Origin of the sequence: Pseudomonas alloputida (assembly GCF_021283545.2) — a bacterium.
Lineage (GTDB): Bacteria > Pseudomonadota > Gammaproteobacteria > Pseudomonadales > Pseudomonadaceae > Aquipseudomonas > Aquipseudomonas alloputida.
Genome location: NZ_CP128540.1, coordinates 1,575,035 through 1,592,360, shown reverse-complemented (window position 1 = coordinate 1,592,360; position 17,326 = coordinate 1,575,035). Strand labels below are relative to the sequence as shown.

Below are 17,326 nucleotides of genomic sequence, written 5' to 3'. Positions count from 1 at the left end.
CTCACCTTTCAGGCGAGGGTTACTGGGCATCCGGGTGTCCATACGCAATGGCACAATACTATCGTCATTGCGCTTCTCTCGGAAACCAGATGGCATGCCACTGCGGCTACCGGGAGGGCGTGCGGGAGGCTTATGGATTGCAGGGAGGAAGGGTGTCCATGGATTTGAAGAAAAATGGACAATGGACAAAAAATCTTAACCTGTTGATCTGTATCACTTCTCCACGTCCATTTCGGGGAAGAGCTCACGCGTGCAGAACTTCGACAAGACCCTCGTTTCCATCCCCACCTGGCGCCTGATGAGCGAGTCATTCCGCAATTACCGCGGCATGCAGCAGTCCGGTGGCCGGCGCATCAAGCGCAGCCTGTTCATCGACGCCGCCGGCGTGCGCTTCCTCACCCGCGAAGAAGAACAGCGCCTGAGCCAGGTGCAGCTACTGAGTGACTACCTGGCGGGCAAGCGCCAGGAACTGCAAAACTGGAACGAGGCGCTGGGGCCGGTGGCGGACCTGTCGGCCAACCGCCGCAAGCTGACCAACATCGGCACCTTCCGCGCGTTTGCCCTGGCCTATCTGAAGAACCATCCCAACGTGCACCCCAACATGACCTGCATGGTGCGGCAGATGCAGACCACCGCCGAAGGCGTGCCGCTGGAGATCTACTGCTTCACCGCCACCACGGTGTGAGCGGATTACGAGCGCATCCAGGGGGATATCTTCGACTACCTGCTGGCGGTGTTGCCGGAGTTCGGCTTGAGCCTGTATCAGCAGCCGAGTGGCAATGACATGCGCGTGGGGTTGGCCGGGCGCACGGCGGCAGAGCCGATGCCGCGTCGCATTGAAGATATGAGTGAGGCTTGAGATTGCCGGGGCTGCCCTGCAGCCCCCGGATCAAAGGGCGAGTCAGGCCTTGCCGGCCAGCGGCGCCTGTGCGCGCCCACCCAGGCGGCTCAGCCACACCGACGCCAGGATGATCCCCCCGCCGATGAACAGCCGCCCCAACGGCTCGTGCTGGTTCCAGATCAACAGGTTCAGCAGCAGCCCCACCGGCACATGCAGGTTGTTCATCACCGCCAGCGTACCGCCAGAAACCAGGCATGCACCTTTGTTCCACCAGTACAGCCCCAGCGCCGTCGGACACAGCCCCAGGAACAACAGCACCAGCCATTGCACGTCAGTGCTCGGCAAGTGCTGGGTATTGCCGAACAGCAGGAAGGCCGGCAGCACCACCAGCAACGCACCGAGGTAGAAGTAACCGAAGCGGGCGTAGTGTGGCAGGTCGCTGGGGTGGCGAGCGACCAAGTGACGGTACAGCACCTGGCCGGCAGCGTAGGTGAAGTTGGCCAGTTGCAGCAGCAGGAAGCCGATGAAAAACTCGCCGCTGATGCTGTCGAAGCGGATCACGGCAGCACCGGCCACGGCGACCAGCGCGGCCACTAGCGCCCAAGCGTTGAAGCGCCGGTTCAGGGCATCTTCGATCAAGGTCACGTGTAGCGGCGTCAGGATCGTGAACAGCAGCACCTCCGGTACGGTGAGCACGCGGAAGCTCAGGTACAGGCAGACATAGGTGATGCCGTACTGCAGCGCGCCAATCAGCAGCATGGAACGCATGAAGCGTGGCTCGACCTGGCGCCAGCGGGTCAGCGGCAGGAACACCAGGCCGGCCAGCAGCACCCTGGCGAGCACTGCGAAATAGCTGTCGACGTGCCCGGCCAGGTACTCGCCGATCAAGCTGAAGGAAAACGCCTGGATCAGCGCGACGATTATCAGATAGCCCATGGTTGCCTCTCGTGAATCAAGGCCGCGACCTTAGCGGGTTGCAGCGAATGAGTTCAACCATGAGGAATGTAGGGGCTGTACCGGCCTCTTCGCGGGCACGCCCGCTCCCACAGGGACCTGCATATCATCCGGCGAGCGAATAGGCCGGCACTGACCACCAAAAAACCCCAGGCATAAAAAAGCCCGGCCATACAAGCCGGGCAGGTACACCCAAAGGAGCAAAAACAGGTGTCAGGTTTGGGAATTCGTGAAGCCTCAGGCCACCGCTGCCAGCTTGGCCTTGGCCTGGTTGACGCCCTTCTCGTGGAACTCGCCGCTCATGTTCAGGCCTTCGGCATGGATGAAGTCGACATCGTGGATGCCGATGAAAGCCATGACCTGGCGCAGGTACGGTTCCTGATGGTCACTGCTGGCACCCGCATGGATGCCGCCGCGGGCAGTCAGGACGATGGCGCGCTTGCCAGTCAGCAGGCCTTGCGGGCCGGTCGGGGTGTATTTGAAGGTGATGCCGGCACGCAGCACATGGTCCAGCCAGGCTTTCAGGGTGCTGGGGATGGTGAAGTTGTACATGGGCGCAGCCATCACCAGTACGTCGGCAGCCAACAACTCATCCGTCAGTTCGTTGGAACGGGCCAGGGCCTCCAGTTCGGCGGCACTGCGCTGTTCTTCGGGTTTCATCCAGCCGCCCAGCAGGTTCGCATCCAGGTGGGGAACCGGGCTTACTGCCAGGTCGCGCACAGTGATCTGATCGGCCGGGTGGGCGGCCTGCCATTGCTGGATGAAGTCCTTGGTCAGCTGACGGGAAACGGAATCCTGCTGGCGGGCGCTGCTTTCGATGATCAGTACGCGGGACATGGGGGGTGCCTCCATCGGCAAAAAAGGGTGCGATTCGATGGAGGTGAGATTAAGGCTTGACCTATCGATAAAAAAGCGTAAAAAGTGGGTCCAATCTATCGATTAATCAGTTTATTCCGCGCTGCAGTTCAAGGCGATCCGCAGTTTGATGATTTGCCGATTGAATTTCGCGGTGACATCGACGCTTTTACCCGCCGGTACGTTCACCCGGCGCACCCGCGGTGCCTCTGGGCCATTACGGAAGGTCACCTTGCACGCCGCCGGGACCTGCCCATAGTTGTTGAGGGTGATGGCGCCAATGTCATAGGCCGTGTCATAGGCGGTGTAGTCGAGCTTGACCCCGGTCAGCTCCTTCTCCACATCGATGGGATAAGCCATGGCCCCGAGGGGCAGGCACATCAGTATTGCCGCACAACATTTCTTCATGGGCCGCTCTCCTTGAAAGAGCGCAGCTTAGGACAACAGGAGCGAAAGATGAAAGCGCCGCGCGTAACCCTTGACCAGTGGCGAACCCTGCAAGCAGTGGTCGATCACGGCGGGTTTGCCCAGGCCGCCGAGGCCTTGCACCGCTCGCAGTCATCGGTCAGCTACACCGTGGCCCGCATGCAGGAGCAGCTGGGCGTCCCGCTGTTGCGCATCGATGGCCGCAAGGCGGTGCTGACCGAGGCCGGCAATGTGCTGCTGCGCCGCTCGCGCCACCTGGTCAAGCAGGCCAGCCAGCTCGAAGACCTGGCCCACCACATGGAACAGGGCTGGGAAGCCGAGGTGCGCCTGGTGGTCGATGCCGCCTACCCCAGCGCCCGCCTGGTGCGCGCGCTGGCTGCGTTCATGCCACAAAGCCGTGGCTGCCGGGTGCGCCTGCGTGAAGAAGTGCTGTCTGGCGTGGAGGAAGTGATGCACGAAGGCATCGCCGACCTGGCCATCAGCAGCTACAGCATCGGCGGCTACCTGGGCGCCGAATTGAGCGCAGTGGAATTCATCGCCGTCGCCCACCCCGAACACAGCCTGCACCGCCTGGGACGCGAACTGACCTTCCAGGACCTGGAAAGCCAGCTGCAGGTGGTGATTCGTGACTCCGGCCGCGCCCAACCGCGCGACGTCGGCTGGCTGGGCGCCGAGCAGCGCTGGACCGTCGGCAGCCTGGGCACCGCCGCCACCTTCGTCAGCAGCGGCCTGGGCTTTGCCTGGCTGCCCCGTCACATGATCGAGCGCGAGCTGCGCGAAGGCGTGCTCAAGCCATTGCCGCTGGATCAGGGTGGCAGCCGCCACCCACTGTTCTACCTTTATTCGAGCAAAGAGAAGACCCTGGGCCCGGCCACGCAGATTCTCATCGACCTGCTGCGCAATTTCGACACCGCGCCACTGGACGTGCCCTTCGCAGCCCCCCCACAAGCCTGAGAGGACCGCGCCCATGGCCTATTTCGAACACGAAGGATGCACGCTGCATTACGAGGAATATGGCCAGGGCGAACCCTTGGTGCTGCTACACGGCCTGGGCTCCAGCTGCCAGGACTGGGAGTTGCAGGTGCCGCTGTTCAGCCGCCACTACCGGGTGATACTCATGGACATCCGCGGCCACGGTCGCTCCGACAAACCCGCTGACGGTTACCAGATCGCCACCTTCAGTGCCGACCTGCTGGCCCTGCTCGAACACTTGCACACAGGCCCGGTGCACTTCGTCGGCTTGTCCATGGGCGGCATGGTCGGCTTCCAGTTTGCCGTCGACCACCCTCAATGGTTGCGCAGCCTGTGCATCGTCAACAGCGCCCCTGAGGTCAAGCGCCGCACCCGCAGTGACTGGGCGTGGTGGCTCAAGCGCTGGAGCCTGGCGCGCATCCTCAGTGTCGAAACCGTCGGCAAGGGGCTGGCCGAGCGGCTGTTCCCCAAACCACAACAAGCAGACCTGCGGCAGAAAATGGCCCAGCGCTGGGCGCGCAACGACAAGCGCGCCTACCTGAAAAGCTTCGACGCCATCGTCGACTGGGGCGTGCAGGAACGCATCGGGCAGATTCACTGTCCTACCCTGGTGATCGCCGCCGACCACGATTACACGCCGATACAACTCAAAGAGCGCTATGTCGCCCTCATACCCAACGCCAGGCTGGTCGTCGTCGACGATTCCCGGCACGCTACACCCCTCGATCAACCCGAGGTCTTCAACCAGACCCTGCTGCAGTTCCTCGCAGCCGCTTCCACCTCTCAAGGATCTTTGAGCCCATGCTGAAAAAACTCCTGCTCACCGCCTGCTCGGTCGCCTTCGCCACCAGTGTCATGGCTTCCGACAAGACCCCGCACGTCCTGCTGGACACCAGCTTCGGCCAGGTCGAAATCGAGCTGAACGCCGAGAAGGCACCGCTCAGTACCAAGAACTTCCTGCAGTACGTGGACAGCGGCTTCTACAACAACACCATCTTCCACCGCGTGATCCCGGGGTTCATGGTCCAGGGCGGCGGTTTCACTGACCAGATGGTGCAGAAGAACACCAACGACCCGATCAAGAACGAGGCCAGCAACGGCCTGCAGAACACCCGCGGCACCCTGTCGATGGCACGCACGTCCAACCCGAACTCGGCCACCAGCCAATTCTTCATCAACGTCGCCGACAACGACTTCCTCAACCCAGGCCGCGACGCCGGTTATGCCGTGTTCGGCAAGGTGACCAAAGGCATGGAAGTGGTCGATCAGATCGTCAACTCGCCGACCACCATCAAAAAAGGCATGCGCGACGTACCGGCCGATCCGGTCTATATCAAGTCCGCCAAACGTATCGACTGACTGCAGGCTTCACAGGGATGTGAAACCGCCTGAGGGTCGGACGAACAGGAGTGTTGTCGCCCATGCTGTACCGCCGTTTCGAAAGACTGATCAATATTTTCCGCGAGGCACCGAGCGAAGCCCCCCCGAGCACGGTGTGGCCGTTCTACCTGTATTACCTGCGCCAGGTGTGGCCCAGCTTCGTGGCCCTGCTGGTGGTCGGCCTGGTCGCCTCGCTGATCGAGGTGGCGATGTTCAGCTACCTCAGCCGGATCATCGACCTGGCCCAGGGTACGCCCAATGCCAACTTCTTTAGCGAGCACAGCGGCGAGCTGATCTGGATGCTGGTGGTGATTCTGCTGCTGCGGCCATTGTTCTTCGGCCTGCACGACCTGCTGGTGCACCAGACTATCAACCCCGGCATGACCAGCCTGATCCGCTGGCAAAACCATACCTATGTGCTCAAGCAGAGCCTGAACTTCTTTCAGAGCGACTTCGCCGGGCGTATTGCCCAGCGCATCATGCAGACCGGCAATTCGCTGCGCGATTCCGCCGTGCAGGCGGTGGACGCGCTATGGCATGTGCTGATCTACGCCATCACCTCGCTGGTGCTGTTCGCCGAGGCCGACTGGCGCCTGATGCTGCCGCTGCTGGCGTGGATCGTCAGCTACATTGCAGCGCTGTTCTACTTCGTGCCACGGGTCAAGGAGCGCTCGGTGGTGTCTTCGGACGCACGTTCCAAGCTGATGGGGCGTATCGTCGACGGCTACACCAACATCGCAACGCTGAAGCTGTTCGCCCATACCGACTACGAACAGCAGTATGCGCGTGAGGCAATCCGCGAGCAGACCGAGAAAACCCAGCTGGCCTCCCGGGTGATCACCAGCATGGACGTGGTCATCACCACCCTCAATGGCCTGCTGGTGGTCGCCACCACCGGCCTTGCCCTGTGGCTGTGGAGCCAATCGCTGATCACCGTGGGTGCCATCGCCCTGGCCACTGGCCTGGTGATCCGCATCGTCAACATGTCGGGCTGGATCATGTGGGTGGTCAACGGCATCTTCGAGAACATCGGCATGGTGCAGGACGGCCTGCAGACCATCGCCCAGCCGGTCACCGTCACCGACCCGCCCAATGCGCCGGCCCTGAAGGTCAGCCGCGGCGCGGTGCGTTTCGTTGACGTCGACTTCCATTACGGCAAGGCCACCAATGTCATAGAAGGGCTCAACCTGGACATCCGCCCGGGTGAGAAAATCGGTTTGATCGGCCCGTCCGGGGCAGGCAAGTCGACTCTGGTCAACCTGCTGTTGCGTCTGTACGACGTGCAGGGTGGGCGCATCCTCATCGACGGCCAGGACATTGCCAAGGTGAGCCAGGCCAGCCTGCGTGCACAGATCGGCATGATCACCCAGGATACCTCGCTGCTGCACCGTTCGATTCGCGAAAACCTGCTGTACGGCCGCCCCGGTGCCAGCGATGCAGAACTGCATGAAGCTGTGCGCCGCGCGCGGGCTGACGAGTTCATCCCACAGCTTTCGGATGCCCAGGGCCGCACCGGTTTCGATGCCCATGTGGGCGAACGCGGGGTCAAGCTGTCGGGTGGCCAGCGTCAGCGTATCGCCATTGCACGGGTCCTGTTGAAGAATGCGCCGATCCTGATCATGGACGAGGCCACCTCGGCGCTGGATTCGGAAGTGGAAGCGGCGATCCAGGAAAGCCTGGAGACGCTGATGCAGGGCAAGACGGTAATCGCCATTGCCCACCGGCTTTCCACCATTGCCCGTATGGACCGGCTGGTGGTGCTGGACAAGGGGCGAATTGTCGAGAGTGGCAGCCACAGTGAGTTGCTGGAGCAGCAAGGGCTGTATGCCCGGTTGTGGCACCACCAGACCGGAGGTTTTGTCGGGGTCGATTGACACCTGCGCGGCCTTTTCGCGGGTAAACCCGCTCCTACACAGGTTCGCTATCGTTGTAGGAGCGGGTTTACCCGCGAAAAGGCCGGCACAGGCAACACAGATCTCTCAGTCCCGGCGGTAGGGCAACATCCCCCGCGCCTCTTCGGCATACCCCTTGACCCCTTCCCGTTCCTGCAGCAGAAAATCCTCCACCGCCCGCCGCAACCCCGGGTGCAGCAGGTAATGCCACGACCGCGTCAACACCGGCTCGAACCCGCGTATCAACTTGTGCTCGCCCTGTGCCCCGGCATCGAAACGCTGGTAACCCTCGGCAATGGCAAAGTCCATGCCCTGGTAGAAACACGTCTCGAAATGCAGCCGGTCGAACTCATCCAGGCAGCCCCAGTAGCGGCCAAACAGGCTGTCGCCGCCCACCAGGCTCAAGGCCATGGCCACATCACGCCCACCCTGGCGGGCCATCACCACGCGCACCGCCTCGGGCATGCGCTCGGCCAGCAGACTGAAAAATTCGCGCGTCAGGTAGGGGGCACGACGACGCACCGCATAGGTGTTGGCATAGCATAGAAAGACGAAATCCCACTGTGCCTCGTCCAGTTCATCACCGCGGTACCAGCGGAAGTCGATACCCTGCCCCGCCACCTGCTCGCGCTCCTTGCGCATCTGCTTGCGCTTGCGCGAGCTGAGGCTGTCGAGAAAGTCCTGGAAGTCGCGATACCCCCGGTTTTGCCAGTGAAACTGGCAGCCCAGGCGTTCCATCCACCCAGGCAGGCCCGCCAACTGCGCGTCCAGCGCCGGGTCGGTGAAGTTGATGTGCGCTCCGGAAAGCCCACCCTTGCCCAGATACTCCGGCAGGGCCTGCAGCATCAACAAACCGTCAGCCGGATCGGCCGTCAGCAGCCGTGGGCCGCTGACCGGGCTGAACGGCACAGCGCCAAGCAGTTTTGGGTAGTAGGCGATACCGGCCCGCTCACAAGCATCGGCCCAACCATGATCGAACACATACTCGCCAAACGAGTGCCACTTGCGGTACGCGGGCAACAGCGCCCGTACCTGTCCGTCACGCTCCAGCACCAGGTGCTCGGCGGCCCAGCCCGTGTTGCGCGCCACGCTGCCGCTGTCCTCCATTGCACTGAGAAAAGCATGGCGCAGGAAGGGTTGGCCGGCTGGCACAAGGGCATCCCAGGTGGCCGTCGAAAGATCACGCAGGTGGGCAAGGCTGTACAGGCTGGTCACGTTTTCGGCTCGCTGTCTGAAGACCGTCAGTATCCCCAAGGAAGGCCCGTCGCTCAAATGACGAACGCCGGGTGGGTCCTTCAATACTCAATTACTTAACAACAGTGCCACTAATCAGACATTAATCTGTCATTGGCCCCCGCAATACTTGCGCCTGTTTTCCGGAACCCTAGAACCTGTCTATTCAGGCCCTTTCCGAAGACATGCCAACGCAGGGGCAGGCGCTTGAGCCTCCCCCATTTTTTTCAGTAGGGAGAACCTTATGCGTCTTGTTTCCACACTTACCGGAGTAAGCCTCACCGGCATGATGCTGGCCCTGAGTGCCCCGGCCAGTGCTGCTGTCGACGCCAAGCTGCTCGAAATGCTCCGCGCCAATGGCTCGATCAACCAGGCGCAGTACAACGAACTGCAGGGCGACCTGGCAAAAGAAACCAAGGAAAAGGCCGACCAGAAAGCTCAGTCCGAACGTATGAGCTCCTTTGAACAAAAAGTGGCATGGGCCGCCAAGACCCAGATCAAGGGTGACGTGCGCCTGCGTTACGAAGACGTCAACGTCGACGATCCGAACAGCAGCAGCGGCAACCAGGACCGCCAGCGAGTACGTGCCCGTGTCGGCTTCTACAGCGAGATCAACCCGCAGGTCGACGCTGGGGTCCGTATCGCCACTGGCAGCAGCGCTGACCGACGTTCGACCAACCAGAGCTTCGACAACTACTTCGACAAGAAGTCGCTGTGGGTCGACCTGGCCTACCTCGACTGGCACCCGACTGCAGTGCCTAACCTGCACCTGATTGGCGGCAAGATGCAACAGCCTTGGGTGAGCATGGGCGACATCATCTGGGATAGCGACATCAACCCGGAAGGTGTGGCGGCCACTTACAAGGCTGACCTGGGCGGGGCCGAAGTCTTTGCCAGCGCCGGTCAGTACACCCTGAAGGACAACGTCGATGGTGACGGCGTCCAGTACAAGCACGATGCGCAGGTCTACCACGGCCAGTTGGGCGCCAAGTTCGCGCCGGCCGACGTGCTCAAGCTCACCGTGGGTGCCAGCATCTATGGTTACGACAACGACAAGGAAGCAGCCATCCTGCAGTCGTTCGGCAACACCACCAACGAGTTCAATCTGGTGGAAGGCTTTGGCCAGATCGACTTCACTGGCTTGGCCATTCCGTTGTCGGCCTATGGCCAGTACGTGAAGAACACCGACAGCACCGACGGCGAAGATCAGGCCTGGCTGGCTGGCCTGAAAACCAAAATGGGTGCCTGGAGCCTGGACTACAACTACCGCGATGTGCAGCGTAACGCGGTGGTCAGCCTGTTCACCGATTCGGACTTCGGCAACGGCTACACCGGTTCGCGCGGTCACAAGTTCAAGGTCGGTTACGAGATCGACAAGAACTTCTCCCTGGGTGCTGCCTACCTGATGGCCAAGACCGACCTGTCGCAGCTGCCGAACAGCAATGCTGACGTCGACACCCTGCAGGTAGACCTGGAAGCCAAGTTCTAAGCAACACCCTGCTCTGCTTCACCTGAAGCGGGAAACGCCGACCCCATCCGGCGTTTCCCGCTTCTTTTTGTCTGTGTGAAATGCGCCGGCCCCTTCGCGGGCTTGCCCGCTCCCACAGTATCACCACAGACCTTGAGAACTGTGCTGTACCTGTGGGAGCGGGCAAGCCCGCGAAGAGGCCGTAACAGGCGCCTGATGAATCAGCGCTTGCGCAGAATCACACTACCAATCGAATACCCCGCACCAAACGAGCTCAACACGCCCAACGAGCCTTTGGCCAGGTCATCCTGGTACAGGTGGAAGGCAATCACCGACCCCGCCGAGCTGGTATTGGCGTAACGGTCCAGAATCACCGGTGCCTCTTCCTCGGCCACTTCACGCCCCAACAGTTTCTTGACGATCAGCTGGTTCATGCTGAGGTTGGCCTGGTGCAGCCAGAAGCGCTTCACGTCGCCTGGTTGCAACCCGTTCTCCTGCAGGTGCTCACCGATCAGCTCGGCCACCTTCGGGCACACCTCGCGGAACACCTTGCGGCCTTCCTGTATGAACAGCTTGTCCGCAGCGCCTTCGCCCTCTTCCGCCGCACGGTTGAGGAAGCCGAAGTTGTTGCGGATGTTGTTGGAGAACTCAGTCCAGAGCTTGCTGCTGACGATGTCGAACTGGTGCGCCGAAGTGGCCTGGTCGGCACGCTCCAGCAACACGGCGGTGGCGGCATCGCCAAAAATGAAATGGCTGTCGCGGTCACGGAAGTTGAGGTGGCCGGTGCACACTTCGGGGTTGACCATCAGCACCGCCCGCGCCTGGCCCAGCGCTACGCTATTGGCGGCGGTCTGGATGCCGAAGGTGGCCGACGAGCAGGCCACGTTCATGTCGAAGGCAAAGCCCTGGACACCCAGTGCCTGTTGCACTTCGATGGCGATCGCCGGGTAAGGGCGCTGCAAGTTGGAGCAGGCGACGATCACCCCGTCGACATCGGCCGCCGTTCGGCCTGCGCGCTCCAGGGCCTGGCGGGCAGCGGCCACGGCCATTTCACACAGCACCGACGGCTCATCGTTGCTGCGCTCGGGCAGGCGCGGCTTCATGCGCTGCGGGTCGAGGATACCGGCCTTGTCCATGACAAAGCGGCTCTTGATGCCCGAGGCCTTTTCGATAAACGCCGCGTCGGAGAGCGGCGCCGCCTCGACTTCACCGCGCTCGATGGCGGCAGCGTTGTCCTGGTTGAACTGCTGCGACCAGGCATTGAAGGAAGCCACCAGCTCTTCGTTGGAAATGCTCTGGGCCGGGGTGTACAGGCCGGTGCCGCTGATCACGACGTTATGCACGGTCGTTCCTCTGGTCAAAGGCCATCGCCACAGGGCGCTGGCTGGAAACATGACAGGTTAATGGCACTTTAGTGCCAATTCAGGGGCATACGTTTACCCCCGCGCGGCGGGCTTATCCGCCAAGGGCCGCAAAGCGGCCCCAAACGCCCCAAAGTTTGCCACAAATAATGGAGGTTAGCCTTCCACCTGACTCCATTGTTTGCTCAATCGCTTGTCAGAAATCGGCACCTTGGTCCCCAACTGCTGGGCAAACAGCGACACTCGATATTCTTCCAGCCACCAGCGGTACACGGTCAGTTGCTCATCGCGCTTGCCTTCCTGGGCATGCTTGTCGGCACGGGCCTTGTACTGCGCCCACAGGTTGGCCAATTCGCCGCTCCACACCCGGTCCTTCTGTACTTGCGAGCCGAGTTTCTCGAGGCGCAATTCAACCGCCTTGAGGTAACGCGGCAACTCCTTGAACCACACCCCAGGCGTTTCGCGTACGAAGCCCGGGTACACCAGGTTGCCTAGCTGCTGCTTGATGTCGTTCAGTGCCACCGCTTGGCTCAGGTCGATCTTGCCCTTGAAGCGTTTCTGCAGACCATGCCACAGCTTCAGCACTTCCAGGGTCTGCCTTGCCAGGCGCTCGGCATGCTCGGCCCAGCTGCCGCGCTTGCGTTCAGCCAGCGCGGCCAAGGCCGCACCTTCACGTGGCAACGGTTGTTCGCCTTCAAGGATGCAACTGTCCAGGCTGGCCAGCAGAATGTCTTCGACCAGCGCTTCTACCCGCCCCATTTCACGGTACAGCAGGCCCAGCTCGGTCAGCCCCGGCAGCTTGCCGCGCAGGAACTTGGCCGGCTCGGCCAGTTGCTGCAGCAACAGCCGTTGCAAGGCGCGGCGGTGCTGAAACTCCGCTTCGGCCTGGGTCGAGAAACGCCCTTCACGCACAGTGCCGTTGTCTTCCACCAGTGCCGGGTACACGGTCATCGACAGGCCGGCGATCTTCTGCTGGGCGGTCTGTTTCACTTCGCTGAAGGCCTTGGCCTGCACCGGCTGCTCACCCTTGGCGTCACGCGGCACGGCCAGGGCAGCCTGGCTGGCGGCAGCAAAGCGCGCGGTCAGTTCCGCCAGGTCGCGGCCTTCGCCAAGGAACTTGCCCTGGCCATCGACCACTTCGATGTTCATGCGCAGGTGGCCCTCGACCTGGTTGACCGACTCGTCCCAGGCCTCGTCCGACACACGTGCACCGGTCATGCGCAGCAGCTCCTGGCCCAGGGCCTGTGGCAGCGCCCCTTGGCCGAAGGTCATGCGCGCCAGCGAAGCCTTGACGAAGTCTGGCACCGGGACGAAGTTCTTGCGCAGGGCCTTGGGCAGGTTGCGCACCAGCGCCACGCACTTGGCCTCCAGCAGGCCCGGCACCAGCCACTCCAGGCGCTCGCCCGGCAGGCTCGGCAACAGCGGTGCCGGCACCCGCACCGTCACACCATCACGGGGGTGGCCGGGCTCGAAGTGGTAGCTCAGCGGCAGGCGCAGATCGCCCACCTGCATACTGTCGGGGTACTGTGCGGCGGTCACTTCGCTGGCCTCGCGGGCCAGCACGTCCTCCTCGCGCATGATCAGCAGGTTGGCGTCCTTTTGGCTGCCCATGCGGTACCAACTATCAAAGGTCGCCGTCTGGTGGATTTCCGCCGGCAGGCGCGCTTCATAGAAAGCGTACAGCGTTTCTTCGTCAGCCAGGATGTCACGCCGGCGAGCCTTGGCTTCCAGCTCGTCCAGCTCTCCAAGCAGGCGTTTGTTGGCCGCCAGGCACTTGGCCCGCGACTGGATTTCGCCACCCACCAGGCCTTCACGGATAAACAGCTCGCGCGAGGTCGCCGGGTCGATCGGGCCGTAGTGCACCGGCCGACGGCCGACCAGGATCAGCCCGTAGAGCGTGATCTGCTCGTAGGCCACCACCTGCCCGCGCTTCTTCTCCCAGTGCGGCTCGAAATGGTTCTTCTTGATCAGGTGGCCGGCCAGCGGCTCGATCCAGTCCGGCTCGATCTTGGCCACCATGCGCGCATACAGCTTGGTGGTTTCGACCAGCTCGGCAGCCATGACCCACTGCGGGCGCTTGCGCCCCAGGCCCGAAGATGGATGCACCCAGAAGCGCCGCTGACGGGCGCCCTGGTAGTCGCCCTCTTCGGTCTTCTGGCCAATCTGGCTGAGCAGCCCGCTGAGGATTGCCTTGTGCAGCTTCTGGTAATCGGTCGGTTCCTTGTTCACCGTCAGCTGCAGGTCACGGCAAATCAGCGCCAACTGACGATGAGCATCGCGCCACTCGCGCAGCCGCAAGTAGTTCAGGAACTGCTTGCGACACCAGTTGCGCAGCGGGTTGGCGGTCAGCGCCTGGCGTTGTTCCTCGAAGCCACGCCACAGGTTGACCAGCGCAGCGAAGTCCGAGTCCACGTCCTTCCACTGTGCGTGCGCCTGATCGGCGGCCTGCTGGCGTTCTGGGGGGCGTTCACGCGGGTCCTGCACCGACAGCGCGCTGGTGACAATCAGCACTTCCTGCAGGCTGCCCAGGCGCGCGCCTTCAAGCAGCATGCGGCCCAGACGCGGGTCGATCGGCAAGCGCGCCAACTGGCGGCCAATTGGCGTCAGCTGGTTCTCGCGGTTAACCGCCGAAAGCTCCTGCAACAGGTTGAAGCCGTCGCTGATGGCTTTGCCATCCGGCGGCTCGATGAACGGGAAGGCATCGATTGCGCCCAGGCGCAGGTGCAACATCTGCAGGATCACCGCCGCCAGGTTGGTGCGCAGAATCTCCGGGTCGGTAAACGCTGGCCAGCTGTTGAAGTCCTCTTCGCTGTAGAGACGCACGCAAATGCCCGGCTCGACCCGGCCGCAACGGCCTTTACGCTGGTTGGCACTGGCCTGTGACACGGCCTCGATCGGCAGACGCTGGACCTTGGCGCGGTAGCTGTAGCGGCTGATGCGCGCAGTACCGGTGTCAATCACATAGCGGATGCCAGGCACGGTCAGCGAGGTTTCGGCGACGTTGGTGGCCAGCACCACGCGGCGCCCGGTGTGCGGTTGGAAGATACGCTGCTGCTCGGCCGGTGACAGGCGCGCGTACAGCGGCAAAATCTCGGTATGGCGCAGTTGCGCCTTGCGCAGGATCTCGGCGGCATCACGGATTTCCCGCTCGCCCGGCAGGAAGATCAGCACATCGCCCGGGCCCTTGCCCTCGCTGCGTTCGTGCTGCGCCAGCTCGTCGAGGGTGGCAAGGATGGCCTGATCGACGGTGAGGTCGTCCTCGATCTGGTTGCCCTCTTCGTCCTGCTCGCTGGTCAGCGGGCGGTACCAGGTGTCCACCGGGAAGGTGCGCCCAGACACCTCGATGATCGGCGCACCGTCGAAATGCCTGGAGAAGCGCTCCAGGTCGATGGTGGCCGAGGTGATGATCAGTTTCAGGTCCGGTCGGCGATGCAGCAACGTTTTCAGGTAGCCGAGCAGGAAGTCGATGTTCAGGCTGCGCTCGTGCGCTTCGTCGACGATGATCGTGTCATAGCGTTCAAGGAAGCGGTCATGCTGGGTTTCGGCCAGGAGAATGCCGTCGGTCATCAGCTTGACCAAGGTATTGGAATCGCTCTGGTCTTCGAAACGCACCTGGTAGCCGACCAGCGCGCCCAGGGGCGTGCCCAGCTCTTCAGCGACTCGCGCGGCCACACTACGCGCTGCGATCCTGCGTGGCTGGGTATGGGCGATCAACCCATGGCTGCCACGGCCAAGCTCCAGGCAGATTTTCGGCAACTGGGTCGTCTTGCCAGAGCCGGTTTCGCCGGCGATCACCAATACCTGGTTTTCGGCCAGGGCCTTCTTGATTTCGTCACGCTTGGCGGCGATGGGCAGGTTGTCGTCGTAGCGTACGGTCGGCACGCTCTGCTGACGCGCGGTGACCTGAGCGCAGGAGGCCTGGACCTTCTCCACCCACTGCGCCAGCTTCGCCTCGTCGGGGCGCTTGCGCAGTTCGTGCAGTTGCCGGCGCAGGCAATGGCGGTCGGCAATCATGGCGTGGTCGAGGTTTTGCAGCAGTTTGTCGATGGCGTGGTCAGTCATGGGGCTTTTTAGTGATGCAGGTGAGCCTGCTTTTTCATGATCGGCATTCGGAAAGTCGGGCGATTGTCGCAGATTTGCGGATTCTCTGCTGCCTGCACGCTCCCTGTGGAAGCGGCCTTGTGTCGCGATAGGGCCGCAAGGCCGCTTCCACTTTGACCGTGGTGCTTTCAACACGAATGTTTAGCCAAGTGCGATGTAAAGGTTGCCATTCACTGCTTTAATCAACCTTACGCCGCATGTGAGTATCAAAGGCATGACTCCCGCCCAGCCCATCGCCCCACCGTCGTCCCGCCCTTCGCTACCGAAGGCCCGGAGCCGTGCCGGGGAAAATCCGCTGGTCCACATCATCCTCGCCTTCTGGGCCTTGTGGCACTGCCGTCACGCGCGCCCACCGGACACTTCGCTCACGCCATTGTGACCAAACCCGGCCAGCGTCTGGCCGTTTGACTCAACCGGGCCGCCTGCTTGCGCGGTGGCCCTGCGCGTCTATGAGCGAATTGATCATGCACTTTGCCCCTGTAGAGCAGGCTACCCGTTTTCTGGCCGACAACCCCGATATCGAGCTGTTCGAACTGTTCATCCTCGACGCCAACGGTGTGCCACGCGGCAAGCTGTTGCACCGCGAGGAACTGCTGGCCGTGTACCAGACAGGCCGGCCACTGCCCAGCACCATCCTTGGCCTGACCCTCAACGGCGACGACGTGGAAAACTCCGGCCTGGTGTGGGACGTCGGCGACATCGACTGCCGTGCCTACCCGCTTGACGGCAGCCTGGTGCGCCTGCCCTGGCGCCGGGTGCCCACCGCCGCAGTGCAGGTGAGCATGCACCCCAGCGAGGGTCTGCCGGCCAGCATCGCGGACCCACGCCATGTGCTGCTGCGCACCATCGAAGCGTTGAAGGCCGATGGTTATCACCCGGTGATGGCCTGCGAGCTGGAGTTCTACCTGCTCGACCAGCAGCGTGATGCCCAGGGCCGCCCACAACCGGCACTGGACAACGATGGCGGCCGCCCCCGCAGCACCCAGGTCTATGGCCTGCGCGAACTGGAGCAGATCGAACCGTTCCTCGCCGACCTGTACGCTGCCTGCAAGGCCCAAGGCATCCCGGCGCGCACGGCCATTTCCGAGTACGCCCCGGGCCAGGTGGAAATCACCCTGGAGCATGGCGATGCGCTGCAGGCGATGGACCAGGCGGTGCGCTACAAGCGCTTGGTAAAAGGTGTGGCCCATGCCCACGGCATGCAGGCCTGCTTCATGGCCAAGCCATTCGCCCAACTGGCCGGCACCGGCATGCACATGCACCTGAGCCTGGCCGACAGCGCCGGCAACAACCTGTTCGCCAGCGAAGACAAGGCCGGCACCCCGCTGCTGCGCCAGGCCGTGGCCGGCATGCTGCGCCACCTGCGCGACTCGCTGCTGCTGTTCTGCCCCAACGCCAACTCCTTCCGCCGCTTCCAGGCCAACAGCTATGCGCCCCTGGCGCCAACCTGGGGCGTGGACAACCGCACCGTGAGCCTGCGTGTGCCAGGAGGCCCTGCCAACAGCCGCCATGTGGAGCACCGCATCTGTGGCGCGGATGCCAACCCTTACCTGGCAGCAGCGGCGATCCTTGCTGCCAGCCACTGGGGCATCCGCGAACAGCTTGACCCAGGCGCGCCCGTTGAAGGCAACGGCTATGCCCAGGCCACCGAACACCTGCCCACTGACTGGCTGACCGCACTCGACGCCCTGCAACATTCCGATTGGGCCCGTGAAGCATTGGGCGAAGACTTCCTTGGCGTGTACCTGAAGGTCAAGCGCGCCGAGTACCGCCAGTTCATGGCCGAAGTCAGCGAACAGGACTGGCGCTGGTACCTGCACCAGGCCTGAGCCCCTAAATAACA

Annotated in this window: 12 protein-coding genes and 1 pseudogene; 7 read left to right on the top strand and 6 right to left on the bottom strand. The window is 62.7% G+C overall.

The window, feature by feature from the left end:
• Positions 1-247 precede the first annotated feature (247 nt).
• A pseudogene (locus LU682_RS07335) lies at positions 248-859 on the top strand (mechanosensitive ion channel family protein); the annotation flags it as partial.
• A 42-nt stretch (positions 860-901) separates the two neighbouring features.
• Here LU682_RS07335 and LU682_RS07330 read toward each other — a convergent pair.
• From LU682_RS07330 to LU682_RS07320, 3 genes are all read right to left on the bottom strand, one after another.
• Positions 902-1,777 (bottom strand): carboxylate/amino acid/amine transporter, encoded by an 876-nt coding sequence (locus LU682_RS07330; protein ID WP_003254607.1) that lies wholly within the window; start codon positions 1,775-1,777, stop codon positions 902-904.
• Between the two features lie 255 nt (positions 1,778-2,032).
• Positions 2,033-2,632 (bottom strand): FMN-dependent NADH-azoreductase, encoded by a 600-nt coding sequence (locus tag LU682_RS07325; RefSeq protein WP_003254608.1) that lies wholly within the window; start codon positions 2,630-2,632, stop codon positions 2,033-2,035.
• Positions 2,633-2,743: 111 nt separating this feature from the next.
• Positions 2,744-3,058, bottom strand: a complete 315-nt coding sequence (locus LU682_RS07320; RefSeq protein WP_012051530.1) for a hypothetical protein — start codon at positions 3,056-3,058, stop codon at positions 2,744-2,746.
• A 48-nt stretch (positions 3,059-3,106) separates the two neighbouring features.
• On the opposite strand from LU682_RS07320, the gene LU682_RS07315 reads away from it, so the two are divergent.
• The 4 genes from LU682_RS07315 to LU682_RS07300 all read left to right on the top strand — a co-directional run bounded on the left by LU682_RS07315 (position 3,107) and on the right by LU682_RS07300 (position 7,302).
• Positions 3,107-4,030 carry a LysR family transcriptional regulator gene (locus tag LU682_RS07315; protein WP_003254610.1) on the top strand — a complete coding sequence of 308 codons (924 nt, stop codon included), beginning with the start codon at positions 3,107-3,109 and terminating at the stop codon, positions 4,028-4,030.
• Between the two features lie 13 nt (positions 4,031-4,043).
• Positions 4,044-4,856, top strand: a complete 813-nt coding sequence (locus LU682_RS07310) for an alpha/beta fold hydrolase (RefSeq protein ID WP_010955215.1) — start codon at positions 4,044-4,046, stop codon at positions 4,854-4,856.
• Positions 4,850-5,407, top strand: a complete 558-nt coding sequence (locus LU682_RS07305; RefSeq protein ID WP_010955216.1) for a peptidylprolyl isomerase A — start codon at positions 4,850-4,852, stop codon at positions 5,405-5,407. Before LU682_RS07310 ends, LU682_RS07305 begins: the two co-directional genes overlap by 7 nt.
• Positions 5,408-5,469: 62 nt before the next feature.
• Positions 5,470-7,302, top strand: a complete 1,833-nt coding sequence (locus LU682_RS07300) for an ABC transporter ATP-binding protein (protein WP_060489451.1) — start codon at positions 5,470-5,472, stop codon at positions 7,300-7,302.
• A gap of 105 nt (positions 7,303-7,407) precedes the next feature.
• Here LU682_RS07300 and LU682_RS07295 read toward each other — a convergent pair whose 3' ends face one another.
• Positions 7,408-8,535: a GNAT family N-acetyltransferase gene (locus LU682_RS07295; protein ID WP_049587010.1), complete on the bottom strand. Its 1,128-nt coding sequence runs from the start codon at positions 8,533-8,535 to the stop codon at positions 7,408-7,410.
• A gap of 262 nt (positions 8,536-8,797) precedes the next feature.
• Here LU682_RS07295 and LU682_RS07290 point away from each other — a divergent pair, with 262 nt between their 5' ends.
• Positions 8,798-10,042: a putative porin gene (locus LU682_RS07290; protein ID WP_003254615.1), complete on the top strand. Its 1,245-nt coding sequence runs from the start codon at positions 8,798-8,800 to the stop codon at positions 10,040-10,042.
• A 200-nt stretch (positions 10,043-10,242) separates the two neighbouring features.
• On the opposite strand, the gene LU682_RS07285 is transcribed toward LU682_RS07290, so the two are convergent.
• Both LU682_RS07285 and hrpA read right to left on the bottom strand, forming a co-directional pair.
• Positions 10,243-11,364 (bottom strand): beta-ketoacyl-ACP synthase III, encoded by a 1,122-nt coding sequence (locus LU682_RS07285; protein WP_049587008.1) that lies wholly within the window; start codon positions 11,362-11,364, stop codon positions 10,243-10,245.
• A gap of 174 nt (positions 11,365-11,538) precedes the next feature.
• Entirely contained in the window at positions 11,539-15,444 is a 3,906-nt protein-coding gene (hrpA, locus tag LU682_RS07280; protein ID WP_060489449.1) for an ATP-dependent RNA helicase HrpA, read from the bottom strand.
• A gap of 503 nt (positions 15,445-15,947) precedes the next feature.
• Between hrpA and LU682_RS07275 the strand changes: the two genes are divergently transcribed.
• Positions 15,948-17,312: a glutamine synthetase family protein gene (locus LU682_RS07275; protein WP_010955221.1), complete on the top strand. Its 1,365-nt coding sequence runs from the start codon at positions 15,948-15,950 to the stop codon at positions 17,310-17,312.
• Positions 17,313-17,326 lie beyond the last annotated feature (14 nt).

Excerpts from the sequence above, each read along its gene's own strand:
- hrpA (WP_060489449.1), bottom strand. The coding sequence starts at position 15,444 with ATGACTGACCACGCCATCGACAAACTGCTGCAAAACCTCGACCACGCC.
- LU682_RS07305 (WP_010955216.1), top strand. The coding sequence starts at position 4,850 with ATGCTGAAAAAACTCCTGCTCACCGCCTGCTCGGTCGCCTTCGCCACC.
- LU682_RS07290 (WP_003254615.1), top strand. The coding sequence starts at position 8,798 with ATGCGTCTTGTTTCCACACTTACCGGAGTAAGCCTCACCGGCATGATG.
- LU682_RS07275 (WP_010955221.1), top strand. The coding sequence starts at position 15,948 with ATGCACTTTGCCCCTGTAGAGCAGGCTACCCGTTTTCTGGCCGACAAC.
- LU682_RS07310 (WP_010955215.1), top strand. The coding sequence starts at position 4,044 with ATGGCCTATTTCGAACACGAAGGATGCACGCTGCATTACGAGGAATAT.
- LU682_RS07320 (WP_012051530.1), bottom strand. The coding sequence starts at position 3,058 with ATGAAGAAATGTTGTGCGGCAATACTGATGTGCCTGCCCCTCGGGGCC.
- LU682_RS07315 (WP_003254610.1), top strand. The coding sequence starts at position 3,107 with ATGAAAGCGCCGCGCGTAACCCTTGACCAGTGGCGAACCCTGCAAGCA.
- LU682_RS07325 (WP_003254608.1), bottom strand. The coding sequence starts at position 2,632 with ATGTCCCGCGTACTGATCATCGAAAGCAGCGCCCGCCAGCAGGATTCC.
- LU682_RS07300 (WP_060489451.1), top strand. The coding sequence starts at position 5,470 with ATGCTGTACCGCCGTTTCGAAAGACTGATCAATATTTTCCGCGAGGCA.
- LU682_RS07330 (WP_003254607.1), bottom strand. The coding sequence starts at position 1,777 with ATGGGCTATCTGATAATCGTCGCGCTGATCCAGGCGTTTTCCTTCAGC.